At 34.8% G+C, this 23,720-nt stretch carries 26 protein-coding genes; 15 read left to right on the top strand and 11 right to left on the bottom strand.

Annotated elements, in window-relative coordinates; genetic code table 11:
• Positions 1-62: 62 nt before the first annotated feature.
• From ACQKTA_RS13550 to ACQKTA_RS13525, 6 genes are all read right to left on the bottom strand, one after another.
• Positions 63-824 carry a hypothetical protein gene (locus ACQKTA_RS13550; RefSeq protein WP_427814966.1) on the bottom strand — a complete coding sequence of 254 codons (762 nt, stop codon included), beginning with the start codon at positions 822-824 and terminating at the stop codon, positions 63-65.
• A 26-nt stretch (positions 825-850) separates the two neighbouring features.
• The gene (locus ACQKTA_RS13545) at positions 851-1,645 is read right to left on the bottom strand and encodes a DivIVA domain-containing protein (protein WP_427814965.1); all 795 of its coding nucleotides are present in this window, start codon (positions 1,643-1,645) and stop codon (positions 851-853) included.
• 9 nt (positions 1,646-1,654) lie between these two features.
• Positions 1,655-3,211 carry a glucosaminidase domain-containing protein gene (locus ACQKTA_RS13540; RefSeq protein ID WP_427814964.1) on the bottom strand — a complete coding sequence of 519 codons (1,557 nt, stop codon included), beginning with the start codon at positions 3,209-3,211 and terminating at the stop codon, positions 1,655-1,657.
• Positions 3,208-3,618 carry a DUF1149 family protein gene (locus tag ACQKTA_RS13535; protein WP_427814963.1) on the bottom strand — a complete coding sequence of 137 codons (411 nt, stop codon included), beginning with the start codon at positions 3,616-3,618 and terminating at the stop codon, positions 3,208-3,210. The genes ACQKTA_RS13540 and ACQKTA_RS13535 overlap by 4 nt, the downstream gene beginning before the upstream one ends.
• 47 nt (positions 3,619-3,665) lie before the next feature.
• Entirely contained in the window at positions 3,666-4,358 is a 693-nt protein-coding gene (locus tag ACQKTA_RS13530; RefSeq protein WP_427814962.1) for a winged helix-turn-helix domain-containing protein, read from the bottom strand.
• A gap of 219 nt (positions 4,359-4,577) precedes the next feature.
• A complete protein-coding gene (locus tag ACQKTA_RS13525; RefSeq protein WP_427814961.1) occupies positions 4,578-5,693 on the bottom strand; it encodes a tyrosine-type recombinase/integrase in 1,116 nt (371 codons plus the stop codon).
• 533 nt (positions 5,694-6,226) lie between these two features.
• On the opposite strand from ACQKTA_RS13525, the gene ACQKTA_RS13520 reads away from it, so the two are divergent.
• Complete coding sequence (locus ACQKTA_RS13520; RefSeq protein WP_427814960.1) at positions 6,227-7,015, top strand: type II toxin-antitoxin system PemK/MazF family toxin; 789 nt, start codon at positions 6,227-6,229, stop codon at positions 7,013-7,015.
• A gap of 404 nt (positions 7,016-7,419) precedes the next feature.
• On the opposite strand, the gene ACQKTA_RS13515 is transcribed toward ACQKTA_RS13520, so the two are convergent.
• The 4 genes from ACQKTA_RS13515 to ACQKTA_RS13500 form a co-directional block, all read right to left on the bottom strand.
• Entirely contained in the window at positions 7,420-8,001 is a 582-nt protein-coding gene (locus ACQKTA_RS13515) for a hypothetical protein (RefSeq protein ID WP_427814959.1), read from the bottom strand.
• A 68-nt stretch (positions 8,002-8,069) separates the two neighbouring features.
• Positions 8,070-8,312, bottom strand: coding sequence for a hypothetical protein (locus ACQKTA_RS13510; protein WP_427814957.1), 243 nt, complete (start codon positions 8,310-8,312; stop codon positions 8,070-8,072).
• 561 nt (positions 8,313-8,873) lie between these two features.
• Positions 8,874-9,185, bottom strand: a complete 312-nt coding sequence (locus ACQKTA_RS13505) for a hypothetical protein (protein WP_427814956.1) — start codon at positions 9,183-9,185, stop codon at positions 8,874-8,876.
• A gap of 19 nt (positions 9,186-9,204) precedes the next feature.
• On the bottom strand, positions 9,205-10,041 hold the full coding sequence (locus tag ACQKTA_RS13500; RefSeq protein ID WP_427814955.1) for a ParA family protein: 837 nt from the start codon (positions 10,039-10,041) through the stop codon (positions 9,205-9,207).
• A 358-nt stretch (positions 10,042-10,399) separates the two neighbouring features.
• On the opposite strand from ACQKTA_RS13500, the gene ACQKTA_RS13495 reads away from it, so the two are divergent.
• The 3 genes from ACQKTA_RS13495 (at position 10,400) to ACQKTA_RS13485 (ending at position 14,568) form a co-directional block, all read left to right on the top strand.
• On the top strand, positions 10,400-11,449 hold the full coding sequence (locus ACQKTA_RS13495; RefSeq protein ID WP_427814954.1) for a replication initiator protein A: 1,050 nt from the start codon (positions 10,400-10,402) through the stop codon (positions 11,447-11,449).
• Between the two features lie 463 nt (positions 11,450-11,912).
• A protein-coding gene (locus tag ACQKTA_RS13490) for an IS3 family transposase (RefSeq protein WP_427813514.1) occupies positions 11,913-12,997 on the top strand; the annotation gives its coding sequence in 2 pieces (ribosomal slippage) (positions 11,913-12,150 and positions 12,150-12,997; 1,086 coding nt in all).
• 188 nt (positions 12,998-13,185) lie between these two features.
• A complete protein-coding gene (locus tag ACQKTA_RS13485) occupies positions 13,186-14,568 on the top strand; it encodes a pLS20_p028 family conjugation system transmembrane protein (RefSeq protein ID WP_427815008.1) in 1,383 nt (460 codons plus the stop codon).
• A 125-nt stretch (positions 14,569-14,693) separates the two neighbouring features.
• Here ACQKTA_RS13485 and ACQKTA_RS13480 read toward each other — a convergent pair whose 3' ends face one another.
• The gene (locus ACQKTA_RS13480; protein WP_427814953.1) at positions 14,694-14,903 is read right to left on the bottom strand and encodes a hypothetical protein; all 210 of its coding nucleotides are present in this window, start codon (positions 14,901-14,903) and stop codon (positions 14,694-14,696) included.
• A 105-nt stretch (positions 14,904-15,008) separates the two neighbouring features.
• On the opposite strand from ACQKTA_RS13480, the gene ACQKTA_RS13475 reads away from it, so the two are divergent.
• The 11 genes from ACQKTA_RS13475 (at position 15,009) to mobP2 (ending at position 23,682) form a co-directional block, all read left to right on the top strand.
• Positions 15,009-15,311 carry a hypothetical protein gene (locus ACQKTA_RS13475; protein WP_427814952.1) on the top strand — a complete coding sequence of 101 codons (303 nt, stop codon included), beginning with the start codon at positions 15,009-15,011 and terminating at the stop codon, positions 15,309-15,311.
• The gene (locus tag ACQKTA_RS13470) at positions 15,301-15,903 is read left to right on the top strand and encodes a hypothetical protein (protein ID WP_427814951.1); all 603 of its coding nucleotides are present in this window, start codon (positions 15,301-15,303) and stop codon (positions 15,901-15,903) included. The genes ACQKTA_RS13475 and ACQKTA_RS13470 overlap by 11 nt, the downstream gene beginning before the upstream one ends.
• Positions 15,878-16,978, top strand: coding sequence for a hypothetical protein (locus ACQKTA_RS13465; protein WP_427814950.1), 1,101 nt, complete (start codon positions 15,878-15,880; stop codon positions 16,976-16,978). Before ACQKTA_RS13470 ends, ACQKTA_RS13465 begins: the two co-directional genes overlap by 26 nt.
• A 141-nt stretch (positions 16,979-17,119) precedes the next feature.
• A complete protein-coding gene (locus tag ACQKTA_RS13460; RefSeq protein WP_427814949.1) occupies positions 17,120-17,803 on the top strand; it encodes a hypothetical protein in 684 nt (227 codons plus the stop codon).
• Complete coding sequence (locus ACQKTA_RS13455; RefSeq protein ID WP_427814948.1) at positions 17,803-19,491, top strand: NlpC/P60 family protein; 1,689 nt, start codon at positions 17,803-17,805, stop codon at positions 19,489-19,491. Before ACQKTA_RS13460 ends, ACQKTA_RS13455 begins: the two co-directional genes overlap by 1 nt.
• A gap of 3 nt (positions 19,492-19,494) precedes the next feature.
• Positions 19,495-20,109: a hypothetical protein gene (locus ACQKTA_RS13450; protein WP_427814947.1), complete on the top strand. Its 615-nt coding sequence runs from the start codon at positions 19,495-19,497 to the stop codon at positions 20,107-20,109.
• Between the two features lie 102 nt (positions 20,110-20,211).
• Positions 20,212-20,499, top strand: coding sequence for a thioredoxin family protein (locus tag ACQKTA_RS13445; RefSeq protein WP_427814946.1), 288 nt, complete (start codon positions 20,212-20,214; stop codon positions 20,497-20,499).
• A gap of 20 nt (positions 20,500-20,519) precedes the next feature.
• A complete protein-coding gene (locus ACQKTA_RS13440) occupies positions 20,520-21,335 on the top strand; it encodes a hypothetical protein (protein ID WP_427814945.1) in 816 nt (271 codons plus the stop codon).
• Positions 21,336-21,635: 300 nt separating this feature from the next.
• Entirely contained in the window at positions 21,636-21,893 is a 258-nt protein-coding gene (locus ACQKTA_RS13435) for a ribbon-helix-helix domain-containing protein (RefSeq protein ID WP_427814944.1), read from the top strand.
• On the top strand, positions 21,890-22,441 hold the full coding sequence (locus ACQKTA_RS13430) for a hypothetical protein (protein ID WP_427814943.1): 552 nt from the start codon (positions 21,890-21,892) through the stop codon (positions 22,439-22,441). The genes ACQKTA_RS13435 and ACQKTA_RS13430 overlap by 4 nt, the downstream gene beginning before the upstream one ends.
• Positions 22,441-23,682 (top strand): MobP2 family relaxase, encoded by a 1,242-nt coding sequence (mobP2, locus tag ACQKTA_RS13425; RefSeq protein ID WP_427814942.1) that lies wholly within the window; start codon positions 22,441-22,443, stop codon positions 23,680-23,682. Before ACQKTA_RS13430 ends, mobP2 begins: the two co-directional genes overlap by 1 nt.
• The last annotated feature ends 38 nt before the right edge of the window (positions 23,683-23,720 follow it).

Here is a 23,720-nt window from a genome sequence, read left to right as displayed (position 1 = left end):
CGTCACTTCCCACTCTTTTTATTCTTGATGTTTCATTTATAAGTTCACTATTTGATTTTTTTCTAGCTGATCTCTTTTACAGCGATATACGATACATTATTCCTCGGTGAGGTCGGACTCAATCGCTTTTTTTTCTCTACCAATTGTTCAATTTCTTGCTCATATTCTCTAACCAACTCGTCTTGAACACCATAGACCATTTCTGTTACTTTGCTGATTTCCTTTTGGAAATGCTGCTTTGCTTCTTCTAATTCTTGGTATCGTTTGTCTAAAGCGACCTCTTGGTCTCTCAATCCTTGCTCCTTGGCTTCTTGTTCCTTTACTAAGGCACTGATCTCCAACTGCGCTTGTAATAAATATTGATTTTTTTCGTCTTCTGCTTCTGTACGAATGGCTACTTTTTGCTGCTTCGCTTCGTCTATCAATCGATTGGCGGCGTTTTCCGCTGCAGACAAACTATTCTCTGCAATACGTTTCAATTTTTTTACTTCGCTATAGTTGAGATTCAATTGTTGGACTTCGTCCAATGATTTTAACTGTTTTTGCAATTGCTGCTTTTCATTTATTAACGTTTTATTTGCTTCAACGTTCTCTGTATTCGCCTCTTCTAGAATAGAAATCCGATGCTTTTGGCGACTGATTTGTTCTTCATACTCTTTAACCAGTTCAGCTTTCTCTTCTTGCGCAGTTCGAATCTTTTCGTCATAGATTTCATAATCAGTTGCTGTTTTTTTTAGGAAATCTTCTACATCTTTTTTTTTGAAGCCATTTCCTACAGTGGTTTTAAACGTCAATTTCCGAATATCTACTGCTTTAAAGTTCATTTGCTTACTCCTTTCTCAAAAAGTCATTATATTTTTTGAAGTCGTTGTGTCATTTTTTCAGCTAAATGTTGCCAGTTTTGTTTTTCCAACCGATGCAACAACAGTTTATATTCATAAATTTGACTTTCTAAGAAGGTGATTTCTTCCTGACGATTTGAACTAATATCTTGTTGTAGCTGTTGCTTTTTATATTCCAATTTCGATAGTTCACTTTTTGCTTGTTGTTCTTCTTTTTGCTTTTTGGCACTTAACTCTTGAAGTGTCGTTTGCGTATGTTTTTCCACGGTTTCCGCACGATGATCCGCGTTCTTCTTGATCATTTCTGCTTCTTCAAGCCAATCTTTTTTCGTTTGTTTCGCTTTTTCTAGTAATTCGTTACTTTCTTGTCTCGCCTTTTTTATAATATGTCCACGGTCAAATTCGGCTTGTTCTAAAATGCGTTGCTTTTCTTCTTCCGCCTGTTGTTCAATCTCAAAAGCAGTCTCTTGAGCGATCATAATTGCTTTTTGAAAAGTCGTTTTCTCAATAGGTTGCTCATCTTCGATGTTCGACTGTTTTTCTGTCATTTGGGCAAGTTCTTCTTTTAATTGCTTAATTTCTAACAAATATTTTGATTCCCTATCGAGATAGAAATCCTTTAATTGTGACGTTTTCTTTGTATATTGTTCTTCTTTTTGTTGAAATCCTTCAATCTGTGCTTCAAACTTTTTATAGTCTCTTGCGATTACACTCAGAAAGTCATCCACATCCTGTTTTTTATATCCGCCTACTGAAGAAGTTGGAAAAGTTAGTCGGCTGATTTTTTCGGCATTCATTTCCATATTTTTCTCCTATCCAAATAGAATTGCTTGTGGATCGATCAACTTACTTTGTAGTAAAGAGGCATCCGAACAAATTTCAAAATGTAAATGTGGCCCCGTACTATTTCCCGTCGTACCAACTAATCCAATCACTTGTCCTTGTTCCACTGTTTGTCCCACACTTGTTTTAAAAGCACTTAAATGTGCATAAAGTGTCGTTGAACCATCTGAATGAAGGACAACAACATAATTGCCCCACGATGGATGACTCTCTACTGTAAGGACTTTTCCTGCTTTTGAAGCCAATACAGCTTCTCCTGTAGTCGCTGCTAAATCTAATCCTCGATGGAATTCGCCACCTCTACTTCCAAAACCACTAGAAATCACATAATTTGTTACAGGAACCATGTAACCTTGAGCAGAAATACTGGTCGATTTGATTGTTCCCTCTTCTTTTGGTTGATCGTATTGTGTCAACCCGTAGGTTTCAATCAAACCATTCAATTTTTGATTGTATTGCGTATCTGTCGCGTATTTTCCCGTAAGAAACGCTGTTGCTTCTTCATAAGAAGTAGCCGTTGTTTTCCAGACACCCTCATAAAAATGAGTATTTCCAGAAATACCATTCTTCATTAGGTCTGCATAATCCTCAAAAGATGCTTCATAGCTATCGTAAGAACGGAAATTAGCCGAAATAGTATTCAAATTACCTGTTCCATCATCTTCTTGTGTATTAAACGACACAGATTTTCCTTTATAGTCTCCTTTAATTCCAAAAAGATTGTAATGTGGTTCTTGGGATAATGAACTGCTACCTGAACCAGATTCCAAAATAGCTTGAGCAATCATCACAGAAGCATATAGATCTTTTTCTTGCCCTACTTTTCGAGCACTTTCTGCAATTTCTGTGATAAATTCTTCCGTTGTTTGATTCTTTTCATAATGAATAGAACCTGCTTCTGCTGTTTCTTCTGTAGTAAAAATAGAAGACCATTGGTCGCTAAAATCAACCCGATCCAATGGTTGTGTGGCATTCGTAGAATGTGTTTCAGCAGGAACGGCTACATTCTTTTCTACAATCGGAGCATCTGTCTCTTTGTTTTCTTCGTTTGTTTCTTCTGAAGGAGTTGTTCCTTTATTTCCTTCGTTTTCGTTCTCCGAAGGAGTCGTTTCCTTATTTCCTTCGTTTGTTTCTTCTGAAGGAGTCGTTCCTTTATTTCCTTCGTTTGTTTCTTCTGAAGGAGTCGTTCCTTTATTTCCTTCGTTTGTTTCTTCTGAAGGAGTTATCTCTTCACTTGTGGTTTCCGTATTCTTCGTTATTGAAGAAATAGGATCTGCTATTGCTTTTGTTACTTGTTGCTCTATGGGAGCAGTTTCTTGTGTTGCTTGCTTATCTGTTGAAGAAACTACGTCTACATTCTTTTCTGCCGCCATCGTCTGGATAGGTACCACCGATAAAACCATAGATAAAGAACCAAAAATAGCGGTAGCTCCAACAACCCCTTTGTTCAAGGAAGACTTTCTTTTTCGATTAGTAGATCGAAATAAAATCATTTCCTCTTGCTGATACACGTGCTTTTCATTCATTTCTCAACCTCTTCCCTTAACGCCTTTTCAGTTGGTGAAAAATCTAAATGTATTCCTGGTTCGTCAAGAATTATTTCAGTAACATCGTAGGTTAATCGTTGAATTGTCTCAAAAATAGGCGCTAATAGCTCGTGAACTTCTTCTTCAGAAAAATCCATTTCTGATTGAATTTCTTTTTCTAAAATATAGTTGATTTGACTAATTTTTCCTGAAACAATAAAACGTGTATGGACCAAAAAAAATTCTAATTGGACGCCTACTGTACTTACAAGTTGATCATTCTTATCTTCTTTACCCAGCAACACCATATCTGTTTTCAAAGTCGTTTCAGGTGTCTCTTCATTCATGTTCCCAATCTTTTGGACTTTGAACCAATCAACTACAGAACGACTTCTTCTTAGCTGCATGTAATCACACCCTTTCACTTATTCATTATTTATAATTAAGCTATCTTTTAAAGACATGTTTCTACAAATAACTCTTTAAATCGATAACCTTTTCCCCAATCTGTCACAATTGCTTGGTCAATCCCTAACTGAGAATAAATCAATAGATTCATTTTTTTTATTCTCACAGAAAGCTGACTCAGCGTGGCATCCGTACATTTTCCCCAAAGCAATATAGACAATTCTTCTCTGCTAATATTTTTTCCTTTATATTGCATTAGTGCAGTAAAAATTTTTTTATTGACTGTCGATAATTTACTTTGAAGTAGTTCAAGAGACTTTTGACCCTCTTTCTCACCCGTTAAAAAATGGTCAGAACGACGTTCTGGTATCGAATTCTCTATTTCTTCCAATAATTCATTTGTTTCAGATAATGACGAATGTTCATCTATCCACCCATCAAATCCTTGTCTAATCCAGGTTTCTTTTTGCTCAACATTAGGAAGAACATCCACCTTTAAAAGGCAATAATGCTTTCTGTTCTTTAGGACTCTCAAAATCCTTTCTGCAGTCTTATTAGAAAGGGTCTCACTAATAATTGTGATAGAAAAACCCTCAACCCACCAAGGAAAGGATTCTTTTTTTTCAAAGTAATCCACGGCATTATGAGATAGAAAAACCTCATGTCCCAGATGTCGCAATTGTTCAAAAAGTGCAAGTTCATGCTCTACATTTTTTGTTAAAATAAGAATCTGAGCCATGATTCTTCTCCTCCATCCAAACCAAATCATTCACAAGATTATGTCGCATCTTTTTCACTTAAACCATGTTAAAATAGAAGCTTGTTGAACGCGTTAGTTTACGTATTTTCTAACTTAGTATTACAAATACTAAGTAACAGATAAAAAACGTTCTATTGTGGGGCTTTTTTCAATTCTTTTGACGGCTCTTGACGGTTAATAGAATTTAAAAATTTATAATTACGCAATATTTCGTAGACGTTCTTTTCTTGAAATGGTTTCTTTCAAACTAATAATGTCTGCATCTGTATAGGTATCTAAAGTCATTTGTGTAGAAGCATGGCCTAACAGTGCACTAATAGCCGTAATATTGCCTTGAGATTCCATACAACGAGTCGCAAAAGTATGTCTTAATTGATGGAAATGAATATTTGATAGATTGCTCTTTTTCATCAATTGATGGAAATGATACGTAATCAAGCGTGGCTCACGCGGCTTTAGATTCTCTGAACAAACATAAGGCCCTTTTGCTTTCTTATTTGCCTTTTTTAACCATTTATACAGATTATTCCCGATGGGAATTATCCGAACAGAATGGCTTGTTTTGGCAGGAGCTAACAATAATTCCGATTTATTTTTTCCACTAGACAGAGGAATTCGTTGGTAAGTGTTTCTAATCTTTAATAGTCGATGGGACAAATCTACATCTTTCCATTGAAGAGCTGCAATTTCCCCAATGCGTAGTCCTGCTTTTAACGCTAACAAGATAGGCAATCCGTTAACTAAAGGACTTTTTTTGGCTTGTATTTCTAACTTTTTTTCATCTACACGCGAGACAGATCGAACTTTTTCTTTTTTCTTCTTAGGTAAAAGAATGTTTTTACAAGGAAATTGAATAATTTTTTCTTCCTGATAGGCTTCGTGCAATGGTTTCTTCATGATTTGATAGGTCACATGAATCGTGGATGCTTGTAAAGACTGATCCATCCACGTTTGAACCAATGCTTGGATAGTATCTCTAGTAATTTGATTTAAAGGAATCTCTCCTATATAAGGAAAGACGTATTTTTTCAATTTGTACAGATAAGTTGCATACGTTGATTTTTTTAAGATGATTTGTCTTTTGTTTAGCCAGTCTAAACAAAAAGATTGATAAGTGATTGCGCTTTCTCCATTCAGCTCAATAATTTTTTGATGTCTGACCTTCTGAATGTACAAGTTCTTTTTCACTTCAGAGTAGCTTTTTCCATAAATATATCCATATTGAATCTTTCCGTTTTCCTTTCTTCCTTTTATATATCGTCCTTCCCAACGTAAATCTTTTCTTTTATAGATATTTTCTCCTTTTTTTGACACGATTCATTCCTCCAATAATTGACGGCTTTTATGACGGCGTAAGTTAAATGCCTATAAAACAACAAATATATCCCATTTATATCCCTTTATTTTCTTTTTTAATCAAAATTGTTAATCATATTGCTAAAAAATAACCACTAATGTATACTAGTGAGGTACATTAACACGGAATTTCTTAGTATTTGTAATACTAAGTTGCTAGACAAAAATAGCTATAAGTACTTTTCTTTAAAAAAAAAGAAAAATCTTTATAGCTGTTCTAGTCTTTTTAAATGATTTGTGAAAATATTATTATTTTTATTTATATATAGGTAACAAAAAAACGATATATTAAAATATATCGTTTTTTTGTTTATACTAATTATATTCAAAACCCGAAGGTATATTTTATGTTTTGTGACTGATAATTCGACAAAAAAATATTTTGGATTTACTTTCAAAAAAAAATATTTTAAACTTATGAGGAAAATCATTCGATTGTTTTATTTTTCACTAATAAATTTTGAATTATTTTACGTCATTTGGAGGCCCACATGAATAGAGAAACGATTATATCTACTTGTAATGAAGCAAACAAACACTTTATCGATGAATCACTTTCTGGATTCCCCAAATATAAATATCTCCCGCAGTGGCTTCTCAATCAAAGTACCTATCTAAAGAAGGATCGAGTCACTAAAAAAAGGAATTATAAGATATTTAAAAGAGGAACTATCATTTATGTAGATTTTGGTATTAATGTGGGTAATGAGCTTTCCGGAAACCATTTTGCCATCGTATTGAATAATTTTGATAATGCTAAGAATGGTTTATTAACAGTTGTTCCTATTTCTTCAAAAAAGAAGCCAAACTATGTTCCCGTAGGGATCATTGTTGGCCTTCAAAGCATCAAACACGTCATTAGTTATTCAGACAAACAACAAGAGAAACTACGGATCCTTATTCTAGCTGCGATTGCCTCAGGATTATTAGACGGAGATAAACTTTCAGACCCACTGATTGAAATCAGTTCAAAAGGCACTCCTTTAACAAATCAAGAAGCGATTAAAAAAGCTCAACATTTCCAATTACTATGTGATACCACTGAAGAATTGAGTAAAAAGACACAGCAATTACTAACAGAGATTCGTCAATCTCGTAAAGTATTTGATACTTATAAACGGTATACAAAAGAATCATTCATTATGCCCTCCAATATTCAATCAATCAGTAAAAATCGAGTCAAACGATTAAACAAATTAGATCCTATTGGTAGTATTAAAGCCCCCTCAGAAGTATTAGATAAAATTGATCAGTCCATCAATGAGCGATTAATCAAGTAAAAAGGTATTGACAAAAGAAAAAAGACCGTTAATATGTTAATTATATAGGGTTGTAATCGCCCACAAATAAATGACATAGAGCTTTTGCGCTCACAAAAAGTCCAACTGAAATCAGTTGGACTTCTTTTTTTTGAATAGAAACTCGATTAAAAAGAATATATCTTATATGTGCATTCTTCTCTAACTATCAAGGACATCTCTAATCCAATAAATATACTTGTAAAGTATTGTGAATTTCTATGAAGAATTTTCACTATACTATTATTCAATGTGGCACTAATAGTCATTTTCTGTACACTTGCTTTTTTTTTAATCATATACAATTGAGAGCAAAACATGTATTTTATAATACGCTGTTTTTAAATATTTCTATTTAAGAACTCGTAAAAGAACCATGTTATCTATTAGTCTAACCAACGAATAGGGATTTTTATATTATCTGCATTATAACTAAAATTACCTTCATTAACATGTGCCGAAAACAATAGGTATTCAGTGTCACTAGGAATGTTCTCCCATATTAATTCATTATTATCTGTTACAGTCAAATTTGCCTCATTATCTAAACAATCTGAACCATCTTCTGGTTCATTTTGTATTAAATCGATATCGTATACTATTTTTTCTTTAAATTGATCTGATAAAATAACAGGATCTATTAAAGTGTAATTCTTATTTTTTTTACTCATTGATACAGTGGGCAAATATCCGTCTGCGCCGCTAATATAAATTTGTTCTAAATTATTTTTCCCAGATAAAGCTGAAATATCTAATAAAGCATTTGGTTTTGTATTCATATTATCAGCAATGTGTCCGTTAAAATCGAGAGAAATCTCTTTCAAATTATCTAATAAAATTAAATCATCTAAATTTGCTTTATCAAAAATTCCCAAATTGATAAGAGTTTCTAATTTTGTTAAAGTTTGCAAAGGTCGCAAATCAGTAAATGAACCACCATCGGGAGAAAAATATTTTAAATTAACCATCTGGTCGAAACCTACTAAGCTATCATTAGGTGATCTATTAACCTCTACATTCAGTTCTTCAGCATACTTTAATAAATTTTTTCTAACAAAGAATTTCCGATTACTTTGTCAAATTCAGGATTGTTGTTGCTTTGATCAGTATTTAAATCAGATATGGATGGAATTTCAAACATAGGTGATAATTGAATTTGAGTAACATCACTGTCGTCCCTATATTTCCAAAATTCATTTTTCATTTCTTGCAAAGCTTTGACGTTACTTTCTTTTTCAGTTTGATTAACAGCAAGCACTGTTGAACTATTGATGATCAAAATAAACAAGACACAAACAATAAAACTAATTTTTTTTTCATAAAAACACTCATTATTTATTAAATAATAGCATAGAAAAAGCGTGTGTTCAAAATAAGTATATATTTTACTATTGTATATTTATCTAACATAATTCAGTGTGTAATAGGAAACCAATACTATCTAAGCAATCGGATCGTCAATTTAATAATTTATTCTTTAATTCAATGGTAGATAGAACTTAAATTAATCGCCTGTATTCTAGTTTAATCTGTGAATATACGTGTCCCTTTCTGTACACTTTCTTTTTTTCCTCTATTATTAAAAAAATCAATTAATTTCATGTTCATAAACCCATAACAAAATCTATGTTCATTTAAACCCTGTCAATATAGTTATGTTACAATACATTTTATTTATGTATAAGTTATGCTTTATCTGTTGAGTAGGTATTAAAATAAAACACAAAATTATTTAGATTATAGATAATTCCCTATTTCCATTTTTCTATATATTGAACAAATCATGATGTAACAACTAAAATAAAAAGGGAAATATAGAATATACTATATTTCCCTTTTTCTAAATATCATCCTCAGTTAACAATCTAAATCTTTTTTGCTTTGTATTCTCCATTGTAGGTACATATGAGTCAATGAGCATTTGTATCATTTCATAGTCTGTCTTAGTTTTAGTTATAGATTTTAATGCACTCAATTCAGATTTTGTAGATAAAGGAACTTTTATACTTCCTTTTTGATTTTTAAATTCTTCCTTTTTGCGCTTTACTTTATCACTAGAGGATTCATTAAATGTTTGATTTGGTATAATATTTCCTTGTTTTCTTTCAAGTGTATTCTGTTTATTCAAAAGTCCAATTTTCTTATCAGTCATATTTGATCACCTTTCTTCATTACTGTATATTAAATTGTTCTAGGCGTTCTAATAGTTCATTAGTTACGTTATCATAAATTGCCAAAACTTTCTTATCGTGTCTATCTAGGTTAGTAATGCCATTAACTGCAAAACGTTTTATTCTTTCCATTTGAGGAATATAAGTCTGAAAAATATTTTCTTCACCAAAGCTTTTCTTGGCACTATCTAAAATATATTCATCAACTTTACCATGATTTTTCATCAATACTGGAAGAATACCTACTACATCTAAATTTAAACTATATTTGGATGTAAGTTTACCTAATTCTTCAACATAGCTCTCTGCACCAGTCAAACTATATTCTTGAGTCTGTAAAGAGATTAAAACATAATCTGACGATGTAACAGCATTTTTAGTAATCTCAATACTCATAGGAGGCACATCTAAAATAATTAAATCAAACTTATCTTTCAATGGCTCAAAATATTGAGACAAAAAGAAATCTTCTTCTTTGTCAGATGAAGTATTTTTATATAAATACTTTGCAAACCCTTCAAAATCAATAAAAGACGGAACTAAAAAAAGATTTTCTTTTATTTCTATTGGCAGATCTTCTAACGATCCTTCTTCTATTCCTGCCATGATAGTTTTATTTATTGTAGTACCCTCTAATTCAGGATAATTAGCAAACTTTGTAAGCATTAACTCTTTTGTAGCATTTGATTGTGGGTCTAAATCAATAATACAAGTCTTAATATCCTTATTAGAGGCTGAGTAACCTATTAAAGTTGCATTGGTTGTTTTGCCTGCCCCACCTTTGTAATTGCCAATAGTTATTGTCGTAGCTCTACCGTTACTTTTTTTCCATTCCATTATAAGTACCTCCTATTTATATTTTTATTATATCATAAGTATAGAAATAGGGAAATATAGATTTTGCAAAATAAAGAAATATCCCTATTTAGAAATTACCTAATATAGAAATTAAAGGATAGATTCCTTATCCTAGAAGTATTCTAAGACTATTTTTTTGATCATAATTTTTTCCCTATATAGAATTTTCTATATAGGTTTTTTTCTATATAGGGAATTTTCTATACCTAATTAAAACTATTTACATTCATTCATTTATCCTTTATGCTATTAGCGAAGAAGTAAAAGAGAAAAAAAACTAGACAACATTAATAAATAATTAACTTCAAAAAATTTAAATTACAAGGTGGTAATCTTTGTGCAAAATTTTAATTATTTAAAGGCAAATAGATCATACAATGAACTGTTTTATCAATATCCAAAAGTTTTTATTGAAAGTAAAAAATATAAATCTTTATCTGAAGGAAGCAAGATTGCATACATGCTATTAAAAGCAAGAAGTGAGGTTGCAATATACAAAAATCAAATTGATGCTAACGGTAATTTATACTTTGAATTTACAGGCAAAGAACTTGCCGAAATGATGAATTGTAGTGAACGCAGAATTACTAGTATAAAAAAGGAACTTGAAGATTTTTGTCTACTAAAACAAGTAAAAATGGGATTTAACAGACATACCCAAAAGAATGAAAAAAATCGGTTGTATCTTGCAGAATTAGAAGTATCAGATAATGATATTTATTCCATGCAAAAACGAGGAAAAGATATTGAAGTTCCTGAAAATAAAGGACTAGCAAATTTTGCTAGTCAGTATGAACAAAATGAGAAAGATCAATACACTGATAATACTGGGGGTTCAAATTCTGTAGGTGTCACAAAACACCTTAAAACCCTTGATAATAGCGGACTAGCAAAATTTGCCAAAGAATTTAATAATAATAACTTAGACACTAATAGACACTTAAAAGACACTGACAAAGATCAGGCTCAAGAAAAATTGCTTTTGGAGAACTTTGCTGAAATCATGAAAGACGATAGCATTGCTACGTTTATTCCAGAACGTGTTTTAAAATTGATTGCCACTTTCTCTGTCACATATCTTGAAGCACAACAAACAGTGAAGACGATTCACAATGCCAAACACAAGGCGGAACAATCAACGGATGTTTCAATTGTTTTTGAAAACTTAAATCCATACGGAATCAATGCAGAAGCTGGATTGTATAATACCTTGCTGAAAGCCTACCAGAAACAAAAAACCGAAAAAGTAGACAATATTCAAAATTTGATTTTCGTATACGTGAAGAATTGGTTTGTTGAGAAACCTTGTGCGGCTATTAAGCTGGATAGTGAACATTCTGAACTACCTAAAGTGACTCTTTTTGATTGGTCACAGACTGATGCGTAGTTAATTTTTTAAGGTGGGTTGAGAAACAGACTTGAGAGGTTTTGATCCAATAACGTTTGTCATTAGTGCTTGACTTTTTTTAGTTTGGTGTCTATTCTTAACATGAATTGGTTTTCACTTTGTATAAAGTGAAATTTGTACATAAAAAAAACGAAAGGCGGTATGCACTCGGAAGCTTGACAGGCTTCGTCAGCGTGCATACTCGGCATTAAGTGCCACTTAATGCGTTGACCCTTCGATATTGTGGTATCCCACAACAAAAGAAGTATACCAGATAATCACGTATTTGTTGAGGAAAATTTTTCAACGATTATTTGGAGTCTTTCTATTTTGGGATAATATATCGAAAAGCGGGAATGCGTATTAATATGCATTCCCGCTTTTTTGTTTTAGTGAAAACCGGCTCCTATAATATGATTACGGACAAGTTGTTCGCTATAATCTATTAAAGGAGTTTTTTATTATGCAAACAAAAAATTCAGCTACAAGATATTCACAAGAATTTAGAGAATCCATGATATCTCTGAGTCAGACCGGGCGGTCTGCTAACTCATTGTCTAGAGAATATAACGTGAGCGTCTCAACAATTAGCAAATGGATTCGCCAAGCAGATCCCAATGATAGGGGTATTCTTTCAATAAGAGAACGTGAGTTAGTAAAAGAAAACAAACGATTGAGAGAGGAACTCGACATTTTAAAGCGAGCAGCGGTGCTTCTGGCAAAAAATTAAAGAAGCAAGGGAGAGAGGTCATTTTAAGAATCATTCAGTGTAACTTAGATGCAGGACACCGCATTACCCGAATTTTACAGGTTTTGAATATTTCTAGATCAACTTACTACGATTTTTTGAAGTGGAAGCCGAGCAAATCAGAGCAGAGACGTCAATTTCTTAAGCAACAAGTATTAGATTGTTGGTTAAAACACCCCATGTACGGCTATCCTCGAATAACAAAATACTTTAAAGAAAAGTTAAATCTCTCAATTAGTCGCTATCTTAGTTATCGTCTCATGCGGGAATTAGGAATCAAATCACGAATGGTTCGGAAAATGAAGAAACCGAAAAGCTATACCGAAATCGCTCAGCGGCCTAACTTGATAAAGAAATTAAGAAATAAATCTAGTGTCTTGTTAACAGATATTACCTATATTCCTGTGAAACGTAAATGGGTCTACTTAGCCAGTCTTTATAATCCTGAAACCCGACGGGTTGAAGCACATAAAATAGGAGCTAACATGACAAAAGAGCTCGCTATCAGCGTGATTGATCAACAAATTTTAAAATCATTAGGGACAAAAATAATTCATAGCGATATGGGAAGTCAATACACAAGTGATTTATTCGAAAATAGTTTAATACAGCTAAATATCAAACATTCTTATTCCCGTAAAGGATGTCCTGGAGACAATGCAAGAATTGAGAGCTTTCATTCTATTTTAAAGAGAGAATATGTAAATTTTCAAAGCTTCCAATCACTGGATGAAGCAATCGTGGGAATTGACAGCTATATCCGTTGGTACAATAATGACCGTATTTCATTGGTTTCCTAGCTTATGCCCGTACCGTTTTTAAAATTTATCTAAAAACGGTTATTTAGGCTACTCTTTTTCAGGAAAACTCCAAATAAAATTATAAAAAATAGGTTAAAACGGGGATTTTTGTTTGAATAAAGAAGTATCGTAAATTATTTTGAAAAGTATTCGCCTTTTTGTGTGCGGATTCTTGACATAGGAGCCATATTAAATTACTGGATATTAGCGAACAAGTTGATACGGGTGGTTTATTTTTCGATACCTCCCCGCTATCTGAAGAAGGGCAAACTTTATTATCTAAGCAATTGAAAAAAGTAGACGGTAAATACACTGAAGCGAAGCTCAAAAGCTGGTGGGGGCTAGGTGATCCAGCCTATTATCGTTATTCATGGCATCCGTGGCTAATATTGTTTGAACTACTGACAAAAGCGGTTGTCTATGGATTTGTGATATTTAAGTCTGCAAAAATGATTATGGAGTTAGGAATCTTGAATGTTATAACGAGTGGAATTGCCTTAACAGATATTAAAGATGGACAGCGAAATAAACAGTTAGCCTTAAAAATAAGAGATACCTTTGTTGTTTTATATCTTATGATGTTTTTGATTAACTTCTTTGATATCTGGAGTGCTTTTGTTGCGGGTTCTAACCTTGGATTTTTTGTTAAACCAATTGCGGTTGCAGCAGGAGCATGGCTAGTGATTGATGGACCGAACTTTATTGAACAACTCTTTGGGATTGATGCAGGCTTGTCTAGTGTAGGACGTACGGTTATAGCCGCCGCACAAGGTGGTGGAGCTATAAAAGGTATGACTAGTGCTGCTAAAAATGGTGCAAAAGCAGGTGTTCAAAAAGCTGGTTCAATTGGAAAGAATGCGTTTCGAGGTGTTGCTTATGCAGGTTCTGCTGGTAAAGGTGCTTTAGATGGTTTCAAGAGTAAAGGTGGAGGAACGCCACCACCAACTGGTAAACCAACACCTAACGGTGGAGACACACCACTAGCAGGCAATGATCCAAATGACAGTATGGCGACAAATCCAACCGAGAATCCAATTAATGGTAATCCAAATACTACAGAAACACCTTCAGCAAATAATGGGGGATTGAGTGGAATAGGACAGCCTAATGGAGCGGCTAATAAGCCGACAACGGAAGCTGGTAAGATGCCAAAAGAATTGAAAAATGCCACACCACCTGTTTTACCAATGTCTAACAACGCAATGAAACAGCAACAAGAAAAAAACAAGGAAGCCTTGTCGAATGCTGGGATTGATCCAAAAGCAAAAGCAAGTGATGTATCGAGTGCTTCAAAAGCGAGAAAAGCATTGGAAGGCAAACCACAAATACCAATGCCACCAAATGTCTCTAGTAATCAATTGCCTAAGAATGTGCAAGAAGCAAAAGCACAATTACAAAAAGATATGCAACCACGACCGATTGATACGGAAACCGTGGGAGATAAGGTTGTTGGCACGTATGCGAATGTAGCAAATAATATTCACAAGGGACCGACAATGACTCGTTCACGCAAGGTCTACGATGTATCAAAAGCAACCTCCAAGAGAATGAAAGATGGGTTTAACGATTAAATAGAGGAATTCCATAAGATACTTCGTGGTTATTCATTTAAGGTAAGAGTAGAAGGTAGATAGTTTTTCTTTATCTACTTTCTATTTTTTATTTTTCGTAAGGACAGAAAAAAATCCAACACCTATCAAGTGTTGGAAAGATGTTGATGAATAGTTTTTTTAATATCGACTTCAAAGGTTTGTTCGAAATTATTGAGTATCTCAGATAAATGTTCCTGATAATATAAAAGGGCTTCTGATTCATGATTAAACTTTTTAGGAGGAATAATCATGGCGTCTACGGTAGTACAAGCAACATCTTTTATTAGTTTATCCAAATCGACAACTGTTGACATTGGCTAATCACCTCATGACTAAGTATAACGCTTTCATATGAAAAATATGTGAAACATGCTCAACATTTTAAACTGGAAAAAAATTACATAGAAAGAAGGGACTCCATGCGTAGAGAAATAGCAAGACCAAAAGAAGCTATCGTCAAAATTAAACAAGGGAAGTTTGACATGTTAGATGTATTTATTATCTTAGGCAGTGCAGGGATCGGATTAGTAACCAAGCACTTTGTTCCAATGCTTCTCCAAATTCCTTATATTGGTTTTTATCCGTTGGCATTTTATTTATTGCTTTCTCCTAGCGACGTGCCGAACAAGAAGAACTATCAAGTGGCACTGCAAGTATTACTAAAAGATCGAAAAGTCTATCATGCGATTAATCCTTCAAAGGAGGATAATCATGAAGTTTGATTCTGTAAATAGAAAGAAACAAGAGCAAGTTAAATCAAAAAAAGATAAGAAAGAACTAGACTTTTTGACAAAGGTCTATCCTGTTTCGGGAGTATATAAGAATGAATATATTACCTTAATGATTCGAGGGCAACGTTGGTACGTTGCTTTTTTTGATACCAAAAAATATGATTTGGAGTTACTGGACGATAAAGAAGCTGACTTTGTCACGGAGACATATTGGAGTTTCCACAAACAGTACAGCAATTCCGTAAAAGAATTATTCATGAACTTTCCCGAAGAAAACCAGCGGCAACAAAGCTATGTGAAGTATAAGCGAGATCGTTCGAACAACATTAACCAAATGCGCATTTTACAAACAGAACTAGAAAAGTTGAAATACATTGAAAAAACGTATAAGAAGCTTACATCTTACATTGTTATTTTTGGAACTACGGTTGCTGAATTAGAAGAAAATCAAGCGAATTTAAAACGTTTTGACAACCTTTTTAAATTAAAAGCTTTAGATACAGACTATGTAAAGAAGATTCTCTATTTATTAAACAATACTGGAGGGATTCAAATCTATGAAGATGAAAAGAAAAGTAATTGATGAAGATGTTCAATTCATTTACGATACGCAACCTAAAGGGGGAATTTCCTTTAAAGAAGATTTCTATAATCGTTTTGGCGATAGTTATCGCGCAACGATTCATGTCTTTGAAACACCCACAATCATGACAGAGTTTTGGTTAATGGATATCACCAGCTTAGACAATGTGATCGTGATGAAAGATTCACAGACAGATAGTGAAATCACTTATAATAAGCGAATTAGCGAATCAATTGAGGAATTAGAAGCTCGTCTTAGTAAGGCGAAAACGACCGAACGAGATCATCTAAATTCTGAAATAGATATTTTGCGTAATCTGAGTCTATCAATGAGCAATCAAGGCGAACAATTCAAAAAAGTGTTGTTTCGAATTTTCTGTAGTCAGCCCACGTTAGAAGCATTGGAAAAACAAATCAATGATATCTTAAGGAAGCTTGAATCTAATGGATATAAAGCGACGGTTTTATTGGGTGAACAAAAAGAAGAATGGCAATCCTTATTTTTACCAATGTCTGAACAACGAAAGTTAAGAAATCGACGAGATGGAATGGATATTCAAGCAGAAGCATTGGGGCTAGGTTTTGCACATAACCAAACCTTTTTAGATGATGAAACAGGTTTTTATTACGGGTTTACACGTACAGGAGGAACGGTCTATTGGGACGTTTTTCATAAGACACCAAAACGTTTGTATTACAACTTGTTCTTAGCTGGCGATATGGGATCAGGGAAGTCTACGGTATTGAAAAAATTACTTAGAGACAATGCTGCCAAAGGAAATGTCATTCGGGGCTTTGATAAGTCAGGAGAATTTCTAAATGTAGTTAAAGAATATGGTGGTGTCTCTATTCCATTAGATGGTACAGGCGGCGTGTTAAATATGTTCCAAGTCTATCCGTTAGTCTCTAAAAAAACGGAAGATGACTCTTATATCGTCGATATAAGAGGGTCGTTTACTCAACATATTTCTATGTTAGGGATTTTATTTAAAATTCGAAACAAGAGTGCAGACAATGAGTTAGTCAGTGTTTTTGAAGATGTTGTCTGGGATTTCTTTATTGATTTTGGTATTTAGGATGAAGATGAATCCATTGATATAACCGCACTAAATAATGACCAATACCCTACAGCTAGTGACTTTATCGCTTACCTTGATAAGATTGAACCTTCAGCTACGGAGGATCGAAAGAAACATATCTATTCTATTCGAATTACGATGAAACCTTTAACAAAACAATACAATAAAATCTTTGACGGACACACGAGCGTTCCTGATCTTGGAGAAAATCAAATTGTGTTCTTTGATATTGAAGGCGTATCAAAACTTGGTTCAGAAGTGTTTGATTGTCAGCTATTCTTAGCTTTGAACAATATCATGGGGAATGTCACTCGCATTGGGAAAAATCAAAAAGATTTATTTGATCGAAATGAACAAAATTGGTGGGATATTATCCGTTGTTTGATTATTGTCGATGAGTGTCACAACATCTTAAATATAGAAAAATCCTATGCGGCAAAATGGTTTGTAACGCTCATGTCAGAAGCAAGAAAATTATTCATTGGACTTGCCTTAGCGACACAACGGGTGGAGCGAATGTTTCCTAACGCTGAAAATGCACAAGATAGAGACACCGTTGAAGCGGCAAATAAATTGAAAGAAATCTTTGGTCTAACACAATATAAAATTTTATTGAAGCAGGATGTTACGTCTCTAAACTTCTTAAAAAATATATTTGGAAATATCTTCACCGAAACAGAATACAATATGATGGCACAATTTCAAACGAGTAAGGAGGTAGGATGTTCTCAAGGGATAATGAGTATCGCTGGGGATCAGAATATTCAAATGACGTTCCAAGTAACAGACGAAGAATTAGCACTGTTTAACGGAGGTGCTTGATGAAAAAATTTGCACAACGATTATTGACCAAAAAAGTGATTATTCCGTTTGTCGTATCTAATATCGTCATAATTATTACACTTGGCGTAATCATGTTATCGGCAATGTCGATCATCTATCTAAAGCAAAATGACTGTGGCGACTCTGCAACGGACATTACAATTACTGGCGATAGTGGAGATACCCCTGCTTCAGTTGGAGATTTCGTGAAAAAGCATAAAGAAGCTTATATCCTCTCGTGGAAAGCGGGAGGTTTTTTACCGTCTGCCTCTATCTCTCAAACAATGGTCGAAAACGGATTTAACTTTACGAACCCTTCGGGTACATCGTTTTGGCAAGCACATAATATGGGGGGCGTGAAGACATCCAAAAAAGATGATTTTCCAATCACTCTAGCGACCTTTGGGCAAGATAGTATCGATGTTACAGGAACAAAACCAGGCACGTCTGTAGGAGACAATACAGGCGGTGCTTATACGTTTTTCAAAGATTATAATGCTGGAATTGTTGGAAAAGCCGAGTTCATGGCACATCAAACGTTGTACACGGGAGCAATCAATAATACAGATGGTGCGTCTGCGTTATCTGCTATATTCAAAGGTGGATGGGCAACTGATCCAAGCTATTTAACGAAACTATTGAGTACCTATAATTCACTTGGAAAAAGTTTTCAATGGCTCGATAAAGAAGCGATAGATAAGTATGGGAATGCACCCTATAAAGCGGGCGGAGTAACGTCAGGTAAGCCCTCTATTCCGTCTCATGCTACAACCAATAGAACGAGAGTATCGACCTCAAAAAGAAGTAAAATCATTGAGCTTGCTCGTGGTCGGATAGGGATTCCTTATGTGTATGGAGGACGTGATTGGGAGAAAGGCATGGACTGTAGTGGTCTAACCATGTTGACGTATCAAAAAGCGGGAATTACATTGCCTGCAACGTCTGAAACACAATCTACAGCAGTTAAAAAAGTTGGCAAAGATGAGGTACAAAAAGGCGATTTAGTCTTTTGGGGACCTGCAGGACAATCTCATCATATGGCGATATATAGTGGCGATAATAAGGTTATTCAAGAACCTGAACCCGGCGGCAAGTGTGAAGAAAAACCACTCTACGGTGATTATTGGTTTGGTACGTATGAGGGTCTAGGAAAAGACGAGGACAGTGAGAATGAAACTGATGCCACAACAGGTTGCCCCGCAACTCCTTCGGGAACACCGAGTGAGTCAACGGGCAGTAATTCAGCACCTACATTAGACGTTCCACCTGAATATAAAGGAAAGCTCACACTCCCAGCCCCTGACAATAAAAACTATGCGGGCAATCAATACCCGATGGGTCAATGTACATGGGGAGCCTATAACCGTATGGCACAATTGGGTCATAAAATTGAGGGGTTTTCTGGTGACGGAGGAAACGGTGGCTTTTGGGGAGCAACAGCAAAATCAAAAGGCTATACCGTCGTAAAAGGAAAACCACAGGTCGGTTGGGCAGCTAGTTTCTATGGCGGTTTGGCTGGCTCTACCCCACCTTACGGACACATAGCCGTCGTCGAGTACGTCAACTCAGATGGAAGTATGTTGGTCAGTGAAACCAATGTCGTAACCCCTGGTTCGGGTACTCGTTCATGGCGAGTGATAGACAAAGCGACAACCAGTCAGGTAGAATTTATTCAAGGAAGGGGCTAGAAAATGAACCTGAAAAATGCAAAAGTATTGCCCGCAATAGGGCTAATCGTAATCGTTGGGATACTCGTTGCGAGCTTTTTATTTGTCAAAGATAGCAGAGGAAAAAGCTCAGATATCACGGCATTAAAAACAGAAAATCGGGATCTGAAAAAAGAAGTAAGCCGTTCAGAAATTGATTATCGAAATTTAGAAGTGCAGTACAACAAACTGAACAAAGAAAAAAATGGTGCGGCTGACGAAGCACTAAACAAAGCCACGCAAGAATTATTTGAAAGTGTCTATAATTACGATACATCAAAGAAAGAAGATAGCGTGGCAAATCGAAAAGAAAAGGCAAAAGAAGTCGCTACCTCTGAAGTATTAGATACGCTTTTTTCAAAGGATGCAGACAAATTGACACCTTCTGTTTCGACTGTATCTAAGCTAGATCATGCGCCCGAAGTGTATCGAATGTCCTCCGATTCTGAACGATTAACTGCCTTAGTTCTAATTAATTATTCGTTCAATATCTCAGGATATAAAAATCAAAATAATCAATTTCTTTACAAGATTTCTTTTGAACCTGAACAAAAGAAAATCACTTCTATTGATATGTTGACTGATTCAATAAAACAATAAGATAGGTGAAATAGAATGAAAAATAGAATCCCTATGAAAGTCCGTTTACTTCTCCTAGTAACGGGCTTTTTATTACTTATAAGTATGGGGTCAATTCTCCATATGTACTACGTAGAAAGACAACAAACAGTCATTCATTTAAAAGCAAATGAACCGAAAAAAATTGTTTTTTATCGAGACGATTGTTCCGACTGTCAATCCATTTTTCCATTTTTATACTATCGAAATATCGTTAAAGATGATTTGATTTTTGTGAATTTAAATCAAGAAAAAAATCGTTCGTATATTACGGAATATCAGTTAAAGAGCGTGCCGACGATTGTCACAAAAGAAGCGCAATACGCTGGAACCAACAAATCAACACTAGAAAAATTACTAACCACAGATTGAAGAATTAGGAGGTGACACGTGTGGCGACAAAAGTTTCTTTGAAGAAGAATGAACGAAAAAAATATCAACGTATGGTACTTATTATAGTCAGTTTATTCTTATTTTTTTTACTCAGTAACCTATTTATTAAACCGAAGGTTACTGTGGAATCGACAAAAATCGGAGACGTTATTCGTTCGGATACTCGGACAATTACATTGATAGAACGAGCGTATTATCCTGAAGATGAGACGCTCGTTTTTTCTTTCCTATCGCCTGTAACGAGTCAAAATGTGCTAGAGAATATGCATGTTTCTGTGAAGAAAAGTCGGTCAGATGACACCAAGTATCGTGTGCAATTAAAACAAATTAACGAAGAATTGTATGTAGTAACAGTCAAAGATTTGCCTGACAAGTGGGATAAAGTAGATATTGGAATCTATTCCAATAAGTACGATTTAAATACGCTCGGAGACAATCGACAATTGCATTTTGTTCGAAAAGAAGTTCGTACAACAGAGCCTTACAATGTGGCTCGGTCGAATGCTTCTTTTGAGCGGGTTTCGTTAAAAACACAGCTCGATTTCTGTCAAAAAGAAATTATTTCTAAGCAGAAAAAAGTACAACAAAAAGAAAAGAAAATCCAAAAAATTGAACACGTAAATAATGAATTGAAAAAGACCTTAGACGATAAAACAGAGAAAGAACAAGAAGAAATTCAAACAACGATTCATCAAAATGGATCAATGATTGAGTCGATTCAAAAAGAAATAGAGGATCTAAAATCAGACGCACAAGAGTTACAAGAACAGTCAGAAAAACTGATTGAAAAGCAAAACACTTTACAAGATTCGTAATAGCTAAGTCAAAAATGAACCCGCCAAGTTGTCGGGTTTTCCAAAAAAATGCTTAATATTTACCCGCCAAAGTGTCGGGTCGGAGTAATTTCTACCCGCCAAAGTGTCGGGTTCACAAAGTATTCTGGGGTCACTATAAACCAAACCGCACTGCGGTTTCCACCATTTATGGGGGCAGGTTTCCCTTATGCTCTTAAAAATTCTCTTGCCATTGCTTCACAATGTCGAGAATTTCTGCGTTCTCCGAACTCGTTCGGAACCTTTGTTTTGTAATTTTATATCTCTAAAGGAGTGCCTACTATGGAATTAAAAGTAAGAAATGTACCTGCAAAAACAATCGCTGGCTTAGACGAACTTGCAAAGCAATCAAATCAATCTCGTGAGGAATATATTCGTCGATTGTTGGATCATCACGTGATGTATGTCGAGGTGGAAGGTTTGAACAGAAGCTATGAAATACTCGTAGAAGAGGTGAGTAAAAATATGATTCTTGCTTTGAATGAAAATACCAAAGCGTTAAACCAATTTATCCAATTAACGGGGAGTGAAAACGAATGAAAAAAATTGAAGTACGCCTAAAAGAAGAAGACGAATCTGAATATGGTTGGGCATATATTAAGTCTTACTTATCGAATGATGAAGGCAAGAGACGTCCAATCAATCAAGCGTTGGAACAAATCTTTCGTGAACATGAAATGTACAAAGCGATTGCACAAAATATTGGCTCTATGCACCAAGACCTTTCTAATCAATTAGAGAAGGTACAAAAGGAAGTCCATTTCACCTTATTACGTTCGGGTGACGCTGAAAAAAGTGCCCGTACCTTGCTTCATTTATGGAACAGCTACAACTATGATAATAACGTGACCAGCTACCTACCAATGAATGAATTAGTGACTCCGCCCGTTGAAAAAGCACTCAATGAAGTCGGTCAATATTATAACGAATTAGCGAAGAAAAAACGAAGCAAACAAGAACAATTAACGAATGATCCCGATTCATCTGTGGCTTCTGAAGTAACCAAGACCGTACCTGGAAATAAGGCTCCTTTAAATGACTTTAGCAATAATTCTAAGGCACTGTTTAATAGTTGGGAAAATGATTAATGGTGCAAGCAGCTATTGTAACCAAGTGGCAATTTGTCATGTCTGGGAGCAAGAAATTTCAATCCTATATTGATTACGTGGATCGAGACGAAGCCACACGTAATAATGCGTTTTCTCGTTACAATGTATTAAATACAGATGGCTACAATTATTATATGGAAGATCCTGAAAAGTCCTCTGGATTATTCACTGCAAATAAAGATTCTCTGACAAAAGACGAGCGTCAGAAAGTCAAAGAATTATTTAGAAAAGCACAAAAAAATGACTCGCTAATGTGGCAAGACGTCGTTAGTTTTGATACGAACTGGCTTGTAGAAACTGGGTTATATGATGCGGAACAAGATGTATTGAACGAAGCAAAAATCATGAAGGCAATACGTATCGCTATGAAGGAACAATTGAATGCGGAAGGACTTAAAAATAGTGGGATTTGGACTGCGGCGATTCACTACAATGAAAAACACCATATCCATGTACACATTGCCATTGTTGAACCTGAACCCACTCGCCCCTACCACACGTATCATCGAAAAGATGGCTCTACCTATGAAGCTCGAAAAGGGTTTCGAGAAAAGAAAAACGTGGAACGGTTTAAGAGCCAAGTGATGAGCCAGCTTCTTGACCGTGACGAACCATTAGCTAGAATCTCGTCTCTCATTCGTTCGCAGTTGGTTCAGCACAAAGGGTCAATGAATCAATTGCCTGATGCTCGTTTACACTTGTTGTATCAAAAAATTTATACGCAATTACCTCCCGATAGACGGCAATGGAAGTACAATATGAATGCACTAGATTTGGTACGTCCATTGATTGATCAATTTACTACAGAATACTTAGCAACGTATCAAAAAGAAGGCTATCATGAGTTGAAAGAACAGCTAAATGAGAATGTTAATTTTTACCAACGATTGTACGGAGAAGGCACAAAAGAATTTCAACGAGCGAATGATTTTAAGACTAATAAACTAGCGGAACTCTATGCGAATTTAGGAAACGGTCTGCTAAAAGAAATGTCTGCACAGTATCAAAATGAACATGGTGTAACGACTAAAAATCATTCCGTTAATTGGAATCAAGTGGTCACAAACCAAAAAGCACAGGCGTCAAAACAAGGCAGTAATGTAAATTTATCCAAAGTAAAAAAAGCCTTGCAAAAAGATTTTGAGAGTATCAAAAATCAGCAAGAATATATGCGAAATATTCGCAATCAAGAAGAACAAGATCAGGGATTATCTCGATAAATATTGACAAACCACCCCTTATGTATTACAATGTAATA

Origin of the sequence: Enterococcus sp. 22-H-5-01 (assembly GCF_050310005.1) — a bacterium.
GTDB classification, from domain to species: domain Bacteria; phylum Bacillota; class Bacilli; order Lactobacillales; family Enterococcaceae; genus Enterococcus_A; species Enterococcus_A hailinensis.
Note: the sequence above shows the minus strand (reverse complement) of the source record. Positions and strands in the feature narration are given on the sequence as shown.